The organism is Chryseobacterium sp. (genome assembly GCF_045629545.1).
In the GTDB taxonomy this organism is placed as follows: domain Bacteria; phylum Bacteroidota; class Bacteroidia; order Flavobacteriales; family Weeksellaceae; genus Chryseobacterium.
The window spans coordinates 43,135-60,151 of sequence record NZ_JAZQRK010000007.1 but is presented as its reverse complement, the minus strand read 5'-3'; the positions used below and the strand labels follow the sequence as shown (position 1 = coordinate 60,151).

At 34.5% G+C, this 17,017-nt stretch carries 15 protein-coding genes and 1 pseudogene; 2 read left to right on the top strand and 14 right to left on the bottom strand.

Annotation, left to right across the window (positions count from 1 at the left end; translation table 11 throughout):
- Positions 1-3 precede the first annotated feature (3 nt).
- From ACKI42_RS01230 to ACKI42_RS01220, 3 genes are read right to left on the bottom strand one after another with little or no spacing between them, the layout of a single operon-like run.
- Complete coding sequence (locus tag ACKI42_RS01230) at positions 4-642, bottom strand: vWA domain-containing protein (protein ID WP_407401621.1); 639 nt, start codon at positions 640-642, stop codon at positions 4-6.
- Between the two features lie 35 nt (positions 643-677).
- Positions 678-1,358 carry a TerD family protein gene (locus tag ACKI42_RS01225; protein WP_407401619.1) on the bottom strand — a complete coding sequence of 227 codons (681 nt, stop codon included), beginning with the start codon at positions 1,356-1,358 and terminating at the stop codon, positions 678-680.
- A gap of 6 nt (positions 1,359-1,364) precedes the next feature.
- On the bottom strand, positions 1,365-1,940 hold the full coding sequence (locus tag ACKI42_RS01220) for a TerD family protein (protein WP_407401617.1): 576 nt from the start codon (positions 1,938-1,940) through the stop codon (positions 1,365-1,367).
- Positions 1,941-2,182: 242 nt separating this feature from the next.
- Here ACKI42_RS01220 and ACKI42_RS01215 point away from each other — a divergent pair, with 242 nt between their 5' ends.
- Complete coding sequence (locus tag ACKI42_RS01215) at positions 2,183-2,980, top strand: class I SAM-dependent methyltransferase (RefSeq protein ID WP_407401615.1); 798 nt, start codon at positions 2,183-2,185, stop codon at positions 2,978-2,980.
- 50 nt (positions 2,981-3,030) lie between these two features.
- Here ACKI42_RS01215 and ACKI42_RS01210 read toward each other — a convergent pair whose 3' ends face one another.
- From ACKI42_RS01210 to ACKI42_RS01200, 3 genes are all read right to left on the bottom strand, one after another.
- Positions 3,031-3,270 carry a YtxH domain-containing protein gene (locus ACKI42_RS01210; protein ID WP_407401613.1) on the bottom strand — a complete coding sequence of 80 codons (240 nt, stop codon included), beginning with the start codon at positions 3,268-3,270 and terminating at the stop codon, positions 3,031-3,033.
- Between the two features lie 97 nt (positions 3,271-3,367).
- Positions 3,368-4,210 carry an isoaspartyl peptidase/L-asparaginase gene (locus ACKI42_RS01205; RefSeq protein WP_407401611.1) on the bottom strand — a complete coding sequence of 281 codons (843 nt, stop codon included), beginning with the start codon at positions 4,208-4,210 and terminating at the stop codon, positions 3,368-3,370.
- A 23-nt stretch (positions 4,211-4,233) separates the two neighbouring features.
- The gene (locus tag ACKI42_RS01200) at positions 4,234-5,118 is read right to left on the bottom strand and encodes a cyanophycinase (RefSeq protein WP_407401609.1); all 885 of its coding nucleotides are present in this window, start codon (positions 5,116-5,118) and stop codon (positions 4,234-4,236) included.
- Positions 5,119-5,318: 200 nt separating this feature from the next.
- On the opposite strand from ACKI42_RS01200, the gene cphA reads away from it, so the two are divergent.
- Entirely contained in the window at positions 5,319-7,949 is a 2,631-nt protein-coding gene (gene cphA / locus ACKI42_RS01195; protein WP_407401607.1) for a cyanophycin synthetase, read from the top strand.
- Positions 7,950-8,011: 62 nt separating this feature from the next.
- On the opposite strand, the gene ACKI42_RS01190 is transcribed toward cphA, so the two are convergent.
- The 8 genes and pseudogenes from ACKI42_RS01190 to ACKI42_RS01155 form a co-directional block, all read right to left on the bottom strand.
- Complete coding sequence (locus ACKI42_RS01190; protein ID WP_407401605.1) at positions 8,012-9,193, bottom strand: hypothetical protein; 1,182 nt, start codon at positions 9,191-9,193, stop codon at positions 8,012-8,014.
- Positions 9,194-9,338: 145 nt separating this feature from the next.
- Complete coding sequence (locus tag ACKI42_RS01185; RefSeq protein ID WP_407401603.1) at positions 9,339-10,172, bottom strand: type 1 glutamine amidotransferase; 834 nt, start codon at positions 10,170-10,172, stop codon at positions 9,339-9,341.
- A 33-nt stretch (positions 10,173-10,205) separates the two neighbouring features.
- Positions 10,206-11,330: pseudogene (locus ACKI42_RS01180) on the bottom strand (carboxylate-amine ligase); the annotation flags it as partial.
- 13 nt (positions 11,331-11,343) lie between these two features.
- Complete coding sequence (locus ACKI42_RS01175) at positions 11,344-12,297, bottom strand: RimK family alpha-L-glutamate ligase (protein WP_407401601.1); 954 nt, start codon at positions 12,295-12,297, stop codon at positions 11,344-11,346.
- Between the two features lie 41 nt (positions 12,298-12,338).
- A complete protein-coding gene (locus tag ACKI42_RS01170) occupies positions 12,339-13,109 on the bottom strand; it encodes an alpha/beta hydrolase-fold protein (RefSeq protein ID WP_407401599.1) in 771 nt (256 codons plus the stop codon).
- Positions 13,110-14,321 carry an acetyl-CoA carboxylase biotin carboxylase subunit family protein gene (locus tag ACKI42_RS01165; RefSeq protein ID WP_407401597.1) on the bottom strand — a complete coding sequence of 404 codons (1,212 nt, stop codon included), beginning with the start codon at positions 14,319-14,321 and terminating at the stop codon, positions 13,110-13,112. It abuts the gene before it with no gap.
- Positions 14,322-14,462: 141 nt separating this feature from the next.
- Entirely contained in the window at positions 14,463-15,878 is a 1,416-nt protein-coding gene (locus ACKI42_RS01160) for a M17 family metallopeptidase (protein WP_407401595.1), read from the bottom strand.
- On the bottom strand, positions 15,878-17,002 hold the full coding sequence (locus tag ACKI42_RS01155) for an alpha/beta hydrolase (RefSeq protein ID WP_407401593.1): 1,125 nt from the start codon (positions 17,000-17,002) through the stop codon (positions 15,878-15,880). The genes ACKI42_RS01160 and ACKI42_RS01155 overlap by 1 nt, the downstream gene beginning before the upstream one ends.
- Positions 17,003-17,017: the final 15 nt, after the last annotated feature.

Below are 17,017 nucleotides of genomic sequence, written 5' to 3'. Positions count from 1 at the left end.
AAATTAAATAATCAAATTTAGTTCGCTTGGTGGAGGAGGTAAAATCATTGCTTCACCTGTGCCTTGGGATTTGCTTCCCATTTCGATGGAAGAACTTACCCATTGGAAAAATGTAGTAAGTGTTGTAACATCGGTAGTATCTAGTTTTACAACATGGTCTGTAAGCTCTTGTAGATAACTTACTTCGGCTTTTGGACCCGAAGCGCAGCCTACAATTACTCCAAAGTCTAAACTTTTTATTCTAGGAATCATTTCTTTATATTTCTGAATATCCGATGGCTTCCCATCTGTAAAAATAAAGAGTAGAGGTTTCCAATCTCCTTTTTTGTCGGATGATCCTTTTATTAATTCTCGATTGACCAAATGATAAACTTCTTCTAATGCTCTTCCAGTATGAGTTGGTCCGCTGTCTGGACACTTGATTTCTACTGGTGAAAAGTGCGCCAAGTCTACTAAAGGGATAATATTATTTACATTTTGGTCATAGGTAATCACGCTGACATGCAAAGATTCCATCGCCTGAGGATCAGATCGCAGCATACTTACCAACCCATTGAAACCATTATTAAGTGCTACAATAGGTTCGCCACGCATGGAGCCTGAAGTGTCGAGTAAGAAATAGGCTAATAATCTTCTGTTCATGTTTTCAGATTTGTGTTTTTGAATAGATAGAGGAGTTATTTGTAATCTTTGATGATTCTTTGCATGGTTTGTACAAAAATTTGATCTTCTGAAGGTTCACCAATAGCATCAAATTTCCACTCACCATTTTTACGATATAATTTACCCAAAATAAGAGCTCGTTTTCCTCGGTAGCTAGAATCGGTAACGATATCGTAGTTAGAATGTACCGTGTTCACTCGAGTAGAAGTACCTTCGTACATTCTTATCTTCGCAAAAGGGATTTGAGAAAAATCAAATGATTGACCTTGATTGAGATAAATATTTAGAAAGAAATATATTTTATCAATTGTTGGACTTACACGATTTAAATCTATGGTAATAATTTCATTATCCAATCCGTCATCACCACCTACATCACCTTGTCTATCGTCACCGCTGTGCTTCAATCCACCATCTTTAGAAGAAAGTTTACCTAGAGGGTAATTGTTTTTAGAAAGCCAAGCATTGTAATCCGGAGAGTAGATCCAATCGACTAAATTACCAGATTGATCGAGCATTATGCAGCTCAAATCCAAATCAACATCTTCTACTACTTTCTTTTTTCCAAACCCGAATAAACCTGCTTTTTCGGTTTCTATTGCGCCCCAATTTACACCCACACAAAAATTGGTAAGTGCTTCTCCTGAGCTTTTTCTTAAATCTATTTTCTGACCTTTTTGTAAACTTATTGCCATTGTATATTATTTTATGATTTGACCTTTGTAATATTTTTCCAAGAAAAATCCTAGATCTGCTTTGTATCCAATACCCGAAGCTTCAAATTTCCAACTGCCATTTCTTTTATACAACCTCCCGAATTCTACACCAGTTTCTATGGAGAAATCTTCATCCAATTCGTATTTTGCAATTTCTTCGTTGCTATCATTATCAATAATTCTGATGTAAGAATTTCTTACTTGTCCAAAATTTTGTTTTTTTCTTTCGAAATCTTCAATAGTAACCACGAAAAGAATTTCCTCAACTCTAGAGTCCACCTTATCCAAATCTACGATTATCGCTTCGTCATCATCACCATCACTACTTCTACCATCAGGATCGTCGCCTGTATGGGTAAGTGCACCGTCTGGTGAAACCAAATTATTATAGAACACAAAATATTCTTCTTCTACCAATTTTCTAGTAGAATCTATCATGATAGCAGAAGCATCTAAATCGAAAGTCTGTCCTGTACCTTCGCTAGGATCCCAACCCAAACCAATGGTCATTTTACTTAGTCCGATGTTGATTTTCTGTCCTTTTTGTAAATTAATTGCCATATACTTTTTAACTTTTAAATTATTCAATAAAAATTAGATTTAAAACAAATTTTAAAGTTTCGATATTCTTCATTTTAAATCTAAAATTCTTAAAACAAAAGATACAATAATTATTAGAAGTGGAGCTAAGTGAAATAAAAATTTCACTAAATACAGTGATTAATCAATTTTTATGCGATTTTTTATATTAAGAAAATCGATATTCTAAAAAGTTCTATATTTATTACGACATAAATTTTAAAATGGAAAATTATTTAGAAATCAATAAAAAATCATGGAATGCTAAAGTGGAAACTCATATGAAGTCAGATTTCTACTTTATGGATGAGTTTTTGGCTGGGAGAAATTCTCTGAATGCTATAGAATTACCATTACTTGGAGATTTGGAAGGGAAGAGTGTATTGCATTTGCAATGTCATTTTGGTCAAGATTCAATTTCGTTGTCGCGTATGGGCGCAAAAGTCACAGCCGTAGATTTATCGGATAAAGCGATTGATGAGGCGAAAATTTTAGCACAAAAATGCAATGTAGATACCCATTTTATTTGTTCCGATTTATATAATCTACCCAATGTTTTAGATGAAAAATTTGACTTAATTTTTACTAGCTACGGAACAATTGGTTGGTTGCCAGATTTACAAAAATGGGCACATGTGATCGATCATTTTCTGAAGCTTGACGGAGAATTGGTGATGGCAGATTTTCATCCTGTTGTTTGGATGTATGATGACGATTTTAATGGTATTGCTTATAATTATTTTAACGAAAAACCAATAGCAGAAACCTACGAAGGAACGTATGCTGATTTTTCTGCTGATATTGTGGAAGATTATGTAATGTGGAATCATCCTATATCTGAGATTCTGCAAAGTTTAATGGATAATCATTTAACGTTAGCACAGTTTCAAGAATTTGATTGGTCACCTTATCCTTGTTTTAAGCATATAACTGAGTTTGAAAAAGGGAAGTGGAGAATCACCAAATTCGGAGACAAGATACCAATGGTTTATGCTATCAAAGCAAAAAAGAAGTCATCGTAATGATGACTTCTTTTTTACCTAATTGTAAAATTATATTAATTTCGTAAAGACTAACCTTGCGTGGCGTCTTCAATTTTGTTTTTTGCTTCGTTGGCTTTATCTTGAACTTGTGAAGCTACATTATTAGCTTTGTCCTTAAGATCGTTTCCAAATTTATTTAAGTTACCTTTCGCTGTATTGATTTTATCTTTCACAGCTTGTTGTTCCTCTGGAGTCGATTTTTTGTACTTCCAATAAGCTAATGCTCCCAATCCTAATAAAGCTAAAACGCCATTTGTCTTATTTCCCATGATTAAATATTTTTTAAGTTAAACTTTGATGTTATACTATACACTAAGTAAAATGTGTGCCAAAGAAAATATTTAATACAAAAAAGAATGTTAAAATTTAGTTAAAGATATCAAACTCCTTTCCATCATAACTTGTAAATACCATAGTTGGATAAGAATCTTGGTGGTAAATGTTCCCCATTTTATCAATAGCAATTGCGCCTGCAAAGCCATCAATTGATTTTAGTTCTTCGAAGGTTTTATCAAAAGCACTTACCATGCTCATACCATCCGTAACTCTCGTTACTATTTTGGTTGCAGTAGCATTGCTTACGATATCTTCACCAACTCCTGTACAGCTAACAGCACAATATTCATTGGCGAAATTACCTGCAACGGTTGCGGAATCTGAAATTCTACCAGGAATTTCAAATCCTTTTCCTCCAGTAGAAGTTGCCACAGCAAGTTTTCCCTCTTTATCCAACGCAACGCATCCTACGGTTCCTTTTCCGCCTGTTTTTAGCTTTGCTTCGTACTCAGATCTTCTTTGTGGAATTTCTGTTGAAAAATCTTCAAAACCATTTTCAGTCGCGTATTTCTTAGCACCTTGATCTCCCAAAACACGATCATCTTCACTCATTAAACTTTTTGCTACTAATATTGGGTTTTTTACCTGCTCAATATTAATAACACCGCTTAGTTTTTGCGTGTCTCCATCCATAATGGCAGCGCTCATACGAATTACGCCATCACTTTGTATTTGAGATCCAATACCAGCATTGAATAATAAATCATCTTCTAGTAAAGAAACCGCATAAGCCGCAGTATCAAAGGCAGAGTTGTTCTCGAGAAAAGTATATGATTTTTGAGCAATCAATTTTAAAGCGTTTTGCTTAGCAACTTTCATCTCATGGCTTTGGTCGCTTTCAGAGAAAAATCCTCCGTGGATAATAATTTTCATAGGAATTGGTGTGTTGTGAAAAATTAGTTTTGTATAGATGAACTATACTGCGAATTTACAATAGTAAGGTCTTTGGTTTTTAGATCGTAAGTATCATTCATCGACATTACATGAACTACCATATTGTCTATAGAAATAGGTTCTCCAAGATTGATATTAGTAAGATTAGTGTCTTTGATAAATCTTCCATCCACCAAGATTACAAGTCCAGAACCAACAGCTGTCATCGTATCGTTATGAATAAACAAACCTGTATCTTCTCCAAGGCCAATACCCAAGGTGCGCGGATTATTTACTACCGCTTGAAATAGCCTTCCCATACGTCCTCTTTGTACGAAGTGAGTGTCTACAATGACGTTGTCTATAAGTCCTAATCCTTGGGTGATTTTTATTTCTCCCTTTAGCATCGCCTCAGTGCTACTTCCTTGGTAGATCATATTCTCAGAAGCAGCCGCAGCTCCAGCAGAAGTACCAGAGTAAATGAAATCTTGCTCTGTATATTTTAATAAAATAGTATCGTGAAATCGAGTACCCCCCAATATGGAAGTAAGCCTTAGTTGATCTCCACCCGTGAACATTACTACATCTGCCGCATTAGCTCTTGCTACAATGGCATCAGAATTAGCTTGTTCTCTATTGCTTATATCTAAAATATTGACGTTTTTAGCTCCCAAAAATTCAAAAGCTTTCTTATATTCTGTCCCTACTATCTGAGGGATTTGCGAAGCTGTAGTTACAACTTCAATGATTGAATTTTCCTTATTCTTAGATTCAGTAATAATCTTCCTTAAAATTCCGGTTTCAAAAAAGTTAAGATTTTTTTCTATGTTCTGATCGTAATCTGTTTCTGCGAAACTCCCCTTATTAACAGCTCCACCGATTATAATTAATTTTCCAACTGGTCTCATAACCTGCAAAGTTAGAAAAATAATGACAGTCTGAAAAATATAAAATCTTATTATCATCAGAAGGCATAAATTATGAAATGAATTTAATTTTCTTTTTTTTTTACTAAATCTTGAAGAATGATGTGCTATTTTTTAAGGTTTTACATTATCTTTGATTGAAGAATATTTTTTTTTATTAATACACTTATTTAAGATAAACTATGAAAATTGAGAAGATACAAGCGCTGAGAGGACCAAATATTTGGAGTATCAGAAGAAAAAAATTGATACAGATGCGTTTGAATCTTGAGGAAATGGAGAATTTTCCTACTAATAAAATTGAAGGTTTCAGAGAGAATATAGAAAAATTATTACCTTCTCTCATCAAACATAGATGTTCTGAGGGAGTACAAGGCGGCTTTTTTCATAGGATAGAAATGGGAACTTGGATTGGCCACGTAATAGAACATATCGCACTAGAGATACAAACCTTAGCGGGTATGGAAACAGGTTTTGGACGTACAAGAGAAACCAAAACACCAGGTATCTACAATGTCGTATTTGATTATATTGAAGAAAATGCAGGTATATATGCTGCAGAGCAAGCGGTAGAAATTGCAAGAGCACTTATTGACGCAAGAGAGTTTGATATAGATGCATGTGTGCAGAAATTGAGAGAAATCCGCGAGCGCGAACGTCTTGGTCCTTCTACAGGAAGCATTGTTGAAGAGGCAGTATCTAGAAAAATACCTTGGATAAGACTAGGTAGTAATTCTCTTGTACAATTAGGATATGGTGTAAACCAACAGAGATTTCAAGCAACTATTACTGGTAATACGAGTTCTATAGCTGTGGATATCGCTTGTAATAAAGAATTGACAAAAAGAATGTTGAACGATTCTGCGATACCCGTTCCTATCGGAGATCTTATAGATTCTGTAGAGGGATTAGAAAGTGTGATAAAAAAAATAGGCTATCCAGTGGTGATAAAGCCACTAGATGGTAATCACGGAAAAGGTTCTTCCATTAATGTTACCGATTGGGAATCTGCTAAAGCAGGTCTAGAATACGCACAAAAGTATTCTGAAAAAGTGATTGTAGAAAAATATATCAGCGGATTTGATTTTAGAGTTTTGGTAGTTAATAATAAAATGGTTGCTGCGGCTAGGAGAGTTCCAGCACACGTCATTGGCAATGGAGAAAGCACCATAGAAGAACTAATCGCTATAGAAAACCAAGATCCAAGAAGAGGATACGGACACGAAAATGTGCTTACCGAAATCACCGTAGACAAGGATACTATAGAACTATTGGATAAAATGCAGTACGACTTAACTACGGTTCCGCACAAAGGAGAAATAGTATATCTGAAGTCTACAGCTAATCTATCTACTGGGGGTACTTCTATTGATGTAACAGAAATGGTGCATCCGGAGAATATAACTATGGCAGAAAGAATTTCTAAAATTATTGGGCTCGATGTTTGTGGAATCGATATTATGGCAGAAAATCTAACGCAACCTCTGAAGGAGAGTGGCGCAGCCATCATTGAAGTGAATGCAGCACCAGGTTTTAGAATGCATTTGGCTCCAAGCGAAGGATTACCAAGAAACGTTGCAGCTCCTGTAGTAGATATGCTTTACCCTCAAGGCAAACCTTTTACCATTCCTATTATTGCAGTAACAGGAACTAACGGTAAAACAACCACAACAAGATTAATTTCTCATATTGTAAAAAATAACGGTTACAGAGTAGGATTTACCACTTCTGATGGGATTTATATACAAAATACCATGCTTACAAAAGGGGATACCACAGGTCCGCTTTCTGCTGAATTTATCTTAAAAGACCCAACCGTAGAATTTGCGGTATTAGAAGCGGCTAGAGGAGGTATTTTGCGATCTGGTTTAGGGTTTTCACAATGCGACATAGGCGTCCTTACCAATATTACAGAAGATCATTTGGGGATGAATGATATCCACAATCTTAGAGATCTTACCAAAGTAAAGAGAGTAGTACTAGATAGTGTAAAAAAGAATGGTTGGAGTGTGATGAACGCAGACGATGCTTATTCTATGCGTATTGTAAATGATATTTCCAGTAACGTTGCCATATTTAGCTTAGATGAAAATAACGAACATATCAAAAAATTCTCCAAGGAAGGAAGGACAACTTGTGTATATGAAGAAGGATATGTAACTATTAAAAAAGGCGATTGGAAGATAAGAATTGGTAAAGCCAAAGATTTCCCTATTACAATGGAAGGCAAGGCAAAGTTTATGATTTCAAATGTTTTGGCAGCGAGTTTGGCATGTTATTTACATGGTTTTGCAATTGAAGATATTTCAAATTCATTGAGGACGTTTATCCCAAGTGCGCAACTGACACCAGGTAGATTGAATATATTTAAATTTAAAAACTTCAAAGTACTAATCGATTTTGCACATAATCCATCAGGGTACGAAGCAATAGAAGATTATCTGAAAAACGTAGAAGCAAGCAAGAAAATAGGAATTATTTCTGGAGTGGGAGATCGTAGAGATGAGGACATAAAATTGTGTGGAAAAATTGCAGGTCGAATGTTCGATTATATTATTATCCGTAACGAAAAACACCTCAGAGGAAGAACAGAGGAAGAAATAAACTCATTAATTATAGACGGAATTCAAGAATCGGGTAGGGAAGTGAGCTATGAGATTATTCCTAGAGAAATAGATGCACTGAAACATTCTATGAGCATGGCAGAAGAAGGAACATTTATTACTGCACTTAGCGATGTAATCTCTAATGCAATAGAATTGGTTCAAGAATATCAAGCCAAGGAATTATTAGAAGATGATAAATTAATGTAATTATTTTCTTTATCAAATAAAAACCTCTGAAATTTCAGAGGTTTTTTTATGGTCGTTGTAATCTATATTTCAAAAAAAGCATGAGAACTGCCAATCCAAATAGCATCTTTTTTATTAAAATCTACATTTACCATATCAGCTTTGGTCATTCGAGAAAGATTTTGCACCAAAATAGGATCCTCATCTTTGTCTTTCCAAATATATAATAATCTTATTTCGGCTCTAGAAAATTCGCCGTTAATGTCTTCAAACAGAGGTTCGTAGTTTACTTTTCTTTGCAAAATATAGTTTTCCTTATCTTCTATAGAAACTGTAATTTCTAAAGTAGGATTTAGGTTGACACCACTTCCTGCGAAAGAAAATAAAGGCTTCAATACAAAATCTTCCAGCTTTTCGGTACTTGGAAATTCATGCAAAAAATAACTTTTTGGCACATATTCATGCTTCAATAGTGGTAATAGGAATTTAGAAATTTTAAAAAACCAATTGGGATGAGTGACCCATTTTACCTCTACTTTGTCTCTAAAATTAAATTCTAAATGGAGGTCTGGAATTTTATCTAATTCATCAAAAATTACACGATTATAGATTCTTTTTATTTCTATTTTCTCGCCATTATCTTCATAATACAGCTTATTGTCTTCCTTTTTTACTTTGGTTAAACAGACTGTTTTTATGCCTAAATATTGTTCTGTTAAAATGAAATCAATCTGGGTCTTTTGCTTTTCTGGGAAGATTTCAAGCAAAATTACATGCCTAGGATCTTCATCGCCCACAATAAGTTCCTTCAAATGATCAAAGTATTCTTCTTTGCTAAGGTTGCTTTGTACAGATTCCAAAAATGGATAAAGTCCTACATAGGTCTCTTCCTCCACTTGTTGAAAAGCATATAAAGATGGAAAAGCTTGTAGCTCAATCAACTGAGGGTTTATTTCGCCATTTTCACTTCTGCAAATTCCAAAATCTATGGTGATAAAGTGTGGTTTCTCGTGATCATTCGGCACTTTACAATTTTTAGGAATTGCTTTGTTCAAAATTTCCACTGGCATTTTTCTTATCTGGCTGATAATACTTTCGCTTGCTGAAAGTAGTTTAGTTCTAAAATCATTTGGTAAAAAAATAGGACTTTCCGAAATTCTAAATGCAGGTTCTACACCACTTTTTATTTGGAGTGTTTCCTGGAACTGCTTATATTTCTCTGGAGAAAATTCTTCGTTAAATTTTTTTCTATACTTCGGAATCATATTTTATGTTTTGGTCATTTTAAAGTTAAACATTTTATACACATTAATCATAAGATTCATTTAAATAAAAAAAATCGAGCCTATGTACTCGATTTTTACCTTTATTCAATTCCAAAAATGGTAATCTATTTTACTTTAAAATTACTTAAGCAAGAACTGTTCTATATTTCAAGATATTATTTTTAGCAAAATCAAAAAATCTGGGCAGAATCTGAGATTGCGTCAGTAGTATCTTATCATCATCATCCATTCGGTCTAATGTTTCAAGATATTTTTCTATGCCGTAGTTTTCTATCATAGCTGCTTTATTTCTGTCGTCTTTAAGATTCTCAATCATACTTTCCGGACTTGCTTCAGGATGAAACTGCGTTCCAAAAATTTCATCTGAAAAACGAACTGCCATCACCGCTCTTTCTAAATTAATATGCGGACGAAATTTTTCTAAAGCCATAATATTCATGCCAAGTTCCTCAAATCTATTATCGTCAGGCTCTATAAATTGATACGCTCTAGAATCTACGCCATAGAAAGGATTGGGTAAGTTTTCGAATAAATATTCTTGTTTATCATCATCCGTTTTATGGATCGGCATCACACCAAAAGAATAGGATTTTCTTTTACATATATTTCCCAATTTCCAATGGATACTTGCAATTTGGAAAGAGTGACATATTAGAAATAAGTACTTTTTCTCTTCGCTGTTTTTATTATGTTCGAAAATAGCATCCAGAAAATCGGCATATCTTTTTTCCCAAGCATGTCCTTCTTTGTGAGGTGTACCTGGGCCACCAGAAGAGATGAAAATATCAAAATTTTCAATTTCAGGCATTTCATTTTTATGTCTAATATCAAATTTTTCTATAGTAATATTTTCTGTGGATTGCTTACGAAAATCCTCCGACAAATCTGAAATATTTTTAAATCCCTGATTGACGTGATTGTCATTCATATCCAATAATGCAATTCTTATATCACACATAACTACATGTTTTGTGCAAAGTTATAAAAAATATTAAGAAGCATTTGTGCCGTGAGTTATCCCATATTCGGTCTCAGAAATCATATAGTCTACCACCTTTGTAAGATCACCTGTTTCTTTGAATATTTGCAATTGTCTATCTGCGCCAGTACCGTTTTCCATAATAGTCCAGGCATATTCTACTTCCTTACGACAACCCAAATCATCTACAACATCATCTATAAATTCTAACAATTCTTTCAGAAGATCTTTGTAAGGAACTGATTCTTCTTTACCAAAATCTATAAGATGAGATTCTATTCCGCTTTTAGAGGCGCGCCATTTATTTTCATTCAATAATAATCTTCGGTAACTTCTAAAACTTAAATTCTGCTGATGCAATTTGTATATTTTTGCCACCAAACTTTGCATTATAGCTGCAAGACAAACCGTTTCTTCAATACGCAAAGGCATATCGCAAATTCTAAATTCTATAGTAGGATAGAAAGGATGCACACGCAGATCCCACCAAATCTTTTTCGCATTATCTATAGTTCCGGTTTTTACCAAAAGCTCTACATAGCTATCAAACTCTGCCAAAGAATTGAAATAACTCGGAATTCCAGTTCTAGGGAATTTTACAAATACTTCTTGTCTGTAAGATTTGAATCCTGTGCTTCTTCCAATCCAGAAAGGAGAATTGGTAGAAAGTGCATAGACGTGAGGAAGAAAATAGCGCATTACATTTTGTATTCTTACGCCTTCTTCACGATTTGGTATACCAATATGTACATGAAGTCCAAAAATAAGGTTTCCACGTGCTACATCACCCATATCATCAACAATTTTGTGATAACGTTCTCCATCTGTAATGGTGTTATGCTCCCAGTTGGAAAATGGGTGTGTACCACCACCAGAAACTCTTAGATTATTCTCGTGTGCTACCTTGATGAGATGTCTTCTCAGGTTGGTAAGTTCGGCTTGTGCTTCTTGTATATTTTGGCAAATACCTGTTTCCATCTCTATCATAGATTCGTGCATTTCGTGTTTCAAGTTTTCACTCAATACTGCTTTACCGCCTTCTATAATTTTAGATACGTGCGATACCAAATCTCTACTTTCTACGTCGATAATTTGGTATTCTTCTTCTATACCTATTGTGAATTGATGCATTTTTTTTCTGTGTGTGTTTTTATTTTATAGAGTTTTTCACGAAAGTTCCCCAAGAGATATTGGCTTTCCCAGGAACATATTCTTTGGCTTTTTCAATTGCCAATTTTGCAGAATGTTCTACAATCCAAGCAAAGTTTTCTTCACCTACAGCATTTCTATCTGCATCTGGAGCAGGATTGCAAAAATCTATAGCGTAAGGAATTCCATTTTTAACTGCAAATTCTACTGTGTTGAAATCGTACCCCAAAGCCTCGTTCATTTTGATGGTATAATCCTCAATAGTTTTTAGTAATTTTTTCAACTCTTCGCCTTCTGTTTGGTGCGTAGTTTCATATCTAAGATGAGGTTCGTTTCTAGGTTCATAAGGCATTATATGCACATATTTTTTGCCTAAACAATACACTCGGTAATAGTCTTCAAATACAATTTCTTCCTGAAGTAACATCACCAACTGTTCTGTCTCACTTAGTTTTGTCCATAGATCATCTGCGCTGTCTACGCGGTATACATTTTTCCATCCACCACCATCGTGTGGTTTCATATAAGCTGGAAATCCCACATAATTGAAAATATAATCCCAATCGTGAGGAAATTTGAGATTTCGAAAAGAAGTTTCCGAAGTATTAGAAGGGCGATCGTGAGAGGGAAGTAATACAGTTTTGGGTAACGGAATGCCCAATTTGGACATCAATGCATTATTGAAAAACTTTTCGTCTGCACTCCACCAAAAAGGATTATTAATTACATAAGTTCCATTTAGCGCTGCATTTTTTAAATAAGCTCTATAAAAAGGAACATCTTGCGAAATTCTGTCGATGATTACTGCATAACCATAGTCTGCGCCTTGTTCTAGTTTGTCTATAGAAACAGGTTCTGCAACAATTTCACCTTTGCCTAGTTCGTTTACTTTATCAATAAATGCCCAAGGAAATGTATCTTCCATCCCAAATAATATTCCTACTTTTTTTGCCATAAGTTTATGTTTTTTTATTTATTTAAATGATTAAATGTTTTTTAAGAGAAAAATTTGGATACAAAAATCGGAAATACCATTCTCCAAAGGGGCCAATCATGACTGATCCATTTTTGCTCATCATACCAAAAATCTATGCCTTTGGACGATAATATTTTTCCCATCACTAAGTTTTTTTCTTTGCAAATATCTTGGTCAGATGTACTCAGCACAATGTGCATGTGTTTGTATTTCCAAGCTTCATCGTTTTTTACAAACTCCCTTGGACAATTGAAGTACACCAAATCATCAGAATAACCATCCATGAAATTTCTAATGCTAAAAGCTCCCGAAAGGCAAAATAGATGAGACACTACATGAGGGAATCTAAAAGCAAAATTGGCTGCGTGATAACCTCCAAAACTTGCGCCTGCTACAGCAACTCTATCTGTGCAATGTAATTTTTGGATATAAGGAACAAACTCTTGTATGAGAAATTGCATATATTTTTCGTAATTGTTGATCTTTTGCTTCGGAGATAATTCGTCATCATAGAAAGAGTAAGCATCTATAGTTTCTACATTGTATAATTTTACTTTCCCTTGTTCTATAAAACCATTGATACTGCTATTCAGATCAAAATCGTGATTTTGCGTATACAAACCACCTGAAGTAGGAAACATAATAATAGGGTAGCCATAGTGTCCTGTAACTTCTACCTTTATTTTTGTTTCTAATATATGAGAGTAATAATCTGTATGTTCTATTTGTGGCATTCTGTTGATTCTTATTTTGTAGTTTATCGTTTTATTTTTAAGAAAATATTTAAGCATCTAAGAGGTTGGTTTACTCTGTGGTGGTAATATTTGAAGCATATCTGAATTTATTTTTTTTGCAGCATCGTCTAGTCTAGTATGTATAATAGAAGGATCTAAGGATTGGTATACAATCCCGATATGATAATCAATCGGTAAAAATTTAAACACTTCATCACATTCAAAACTTTCGGTATCTGCTTCTTTTTCTTTAATTAATGCTACAATCAGACCTGCATAGTACGCAGTTGGAGTAACGATGCTGTATTTTATATCCTTCAATAACGCATCTTCAATTCTTGCCCATTCTCTCCAAATATTAATGGAACTAGATGCCTCTACCAAATCTGGTATATGGGCGCCACCAACACGAGATGAGGTTTCCAAGAAGTACCATTTTCCGTCCTCTTTTCCTTTGATGAACTCGCTGTGTGTAGCACCATTTAACAATCCAAAATAGGAGAGAAGTTTGGCATTTTCTTTATAAAGTGCCTTGAAGTCTTCAGAATGGATGCCTAAAGTTTTAGTTCGGAATACGCCTCCAACATGAGAAACTTCCATTGGAGAAGCAAGATATTGTGAAGCTGAGGTAAATACAATTCTATGGTTGAAGCTCAAACTATCTACATGAAATACGTCGCCGATCTTGAAACTTTCTAGCAAAAACAAATGTCTTTCTTCTCCCAATTGCTGAAGTGCCTGCCAAAGCTCTTCTTCGTTTTTTATCTTTTTTATCCCTGATGCAGAAGCTTCAGATCTAGGCTTTAAAACCCATGGTGCAGGAGTTCTCCTTATAAAATCTTCCACCTCATCATTATTGAAGACCGCTGTAAACTCTGGAACAAGAATACCAGAATCTTGTGCCTTCTGTCTCATAGCTAATTTGTCTCTAAAGTATCGATGAGTCGTCTGTCCCATCCCTGGAATTCTGAAATTCTCTCTAATAAGGGCAGCTTTTTCTACATCATAATCGTCTAATGCAACTACGGCATGTATTTTTCTGGTTTCCATAAGGTGAGAAAACCCTTGGATGAGATGCTCGAGATTCCAAACAGATGGTTTGATTTCTTGCATATAAAATACCTCATCTATCGCATGCCAAGGCCAAGGTTTTTCTTTGAGATTTTCGGAGGTTACTAGGATAACTTTATTTCCTAGTTTTTTCATTTCATCCATAAAATCGTACCCTTTAAAATAACAAGAAATACAGACTATAGTTTTATTCTCCATACAATGATTTTTCACTTTTATTAAATTTTAAAAAATAAATAGTATTTTTTATTAATTATTTAATGTTAAAATTCGATATTAGGTGTGTTTTTGCTAATACAATATCAATTATACAGAGAATATTTTAGAAAAACTAATTTTTTATTGATAATTTTCAAGAAAATCAGCCAATAATTGTACACCAAATCCTGTCGCGGCCTTATCTCTTGCATATCCTACACTACCAAATACAACACCTGCAATATCTAAATGCGCCCAATTGGGATGGTTTTCTATAAATTGCTCCAAAAACTTGGCTGCAATAATGCAATCTCCAACCGGTTTCATAGAAAAATTCTTAAAATCAGCAACATCAGACTTAAAATCTTCCATCCAAATGTCCCACAAAGGCAAGTTCCATAATCTTTGGTTGGTTTTGTCGCCAGTTTTTATCAAGGTTTTTATCAACTGATCGTTATTAGATAGTAAAGCGCCACAAGTATCACCAAACATTCTTACAGAACTGCCAGTAAGCGTAGCGAGATCTAAAAGTACATCTGTCTTATAGTTTTTCGCCAAATAAGATAATCCGTCTGCTAAGGTCATTCTTCCTTCGGCATCTGTATCCAAAACTTCAATCGTTTTCCCGTTGTAGGCTGTAATTACATCACTCGGTAAATAAGATTTCTCGGATACTGCGTTGTCTGTAATCGGTAAAATTGCGTTGATATTAATCGGCAATTTCATTTCTGCAGCATAGAGTAGCGCACCAATAACTGCGGTCGCTCCGCCCATATCAGATTTCATATAATGAAGATTGGTAGAGGCTTTAATAGAAATTCCACCCGTATCGAATACCACGCATTTACCTACCAATCCGAAGGTTTTAGCATTAGGAACGTCGGTTTTATATTCTAATATGGTAAACGCCGCATCGTACGCACTTCCTTGGTTCACCGAAAGGTAGGCGCCAAGTCCCAATTCTTCACATTTTTCTCTATTAAAAGTGGTATGTTTAAGATTGTGTTGGGTAGCTATTTCGGATAGATATTTTGTAACTGTATCAGGTTTTTTAAAGTTGGCAGGTTTATTCAACCAATCTTGGCAAGCCGATTGTGCATTGCAAATAGCAACTGCTTTTTTAAGCGATTTTTGCGCTTGATCTCCGCTGATTTCAGAATAATTTAATTCAAATTGATCATTCCAAAATGAATGGTCTTTCTTGAAAGGATAATTATAAGTACCTAATAGCAATCCTGTGATAAATTGGGAAAACTGTTCATCATTTAGATTATCACCAGAAAGCAATGTTGGAACTGCATGCAAGTTGTTTTTTTGCGCTTGGGCGAATTTATTTCCAATTTGTTGGAATTCAAAATTTTGTATATCATCTTTTCCTAAACCAATCAGGTAAATTACCTTTTCCGCTTCTACATAAACGAAAACTTCATTTTTCTTTCCGGTAAAGAAACTTGAAATACTCGAAGGAAATTGATATTGATTACTTTGCCAAGAAATTTCAGAATAGAGTTGAAAAATTTGGTTATAATTATCTTTTTTGTTTGTTGTAACTTTCATTATTTACTATTGTTTTGTTGAGGTTTTACTTCTACTGGGTTTTCTGTATTATTGTAGAAAAGCCATTCTATGGCGCGTGGAAATTCCTGAGACCAGTAGAATTCGTTATGTGTACCCTCAGGATTTATATTGGTTTTAAATTCGAAATCGAATAAGTTTTTCTTCTCCCATTTTCTTAAATAATCTTCAAAAACGCCTATTCTTTTCACCATTTTTGAGCCTTCTTGTTCGCCTCCGTACAAATAGATTTTGGTTTTGTAAGGAACTCGGAAACTCATCATAGGAAAATTGTTATTCGGTTCTATCCAAAGCGAAGGAGAAAAAATTAATAATTTAGAATACACTTCAGGATACAGAAATCCACTGTAAATACTGATGAGTCCGCCAAGAGAGCTTCCCCCAATTCCTGTATTTTCTCGGTCTTTTTTTGTTCTATAATTTTCGTCTACAAAGGGTTTCAGCGTATCTGCAATAAAACGAATGTATTTTTTGCCTTCAGAACCATTAGCAATATTATCATTATCAAAAATATATTCTTTAATTCTGGATTCGCTTCCATGTTCTATGGCAATTACAATAACATCACCACGTCCGTACTCTGCCAAAATAGAGAGTTTTTTATCTATTTCCCAGTTTCCGTACGGACTTCCTTCATTAAAGAGATTTTGGGCGTCTTGCAAATATAAAACAGGATAGCTTTTGTTGGAAACATAATAATCATGCGGAAGTAAAGCCCAAATTTTGCGATAACGATCGAGCTGAGGAATATAAAATTCGTCAGAGATAATTTCTACAATTGGAAAAAATTCATCCTTGAATGGTCCCCAATTTAATCTCCATTTTTCTACCACATTTGTAGAAGTTCCCACATATTTAGCAACTTTTCTATTGGGGGTAATATTTCCATATTGGTCTAGCTCTACGTTTTCCCAGCCGCCTTTCGTGAATTTGAATATTATATCATCCGGAAGTTGAGCATCATCAATGGTTAAAGTGAAATTTTTATAATCTATACTTGTATTTTGCAGTAAATATTTAGGGTCTTTAGGATTCCAGTTGTTGAAGTTTCCAGTCAGGTAAATTGGTCTTTCATCGGAATCTTGGGTAGAGAGTTCGAATTTCATGTTTTGTGTTTGTTC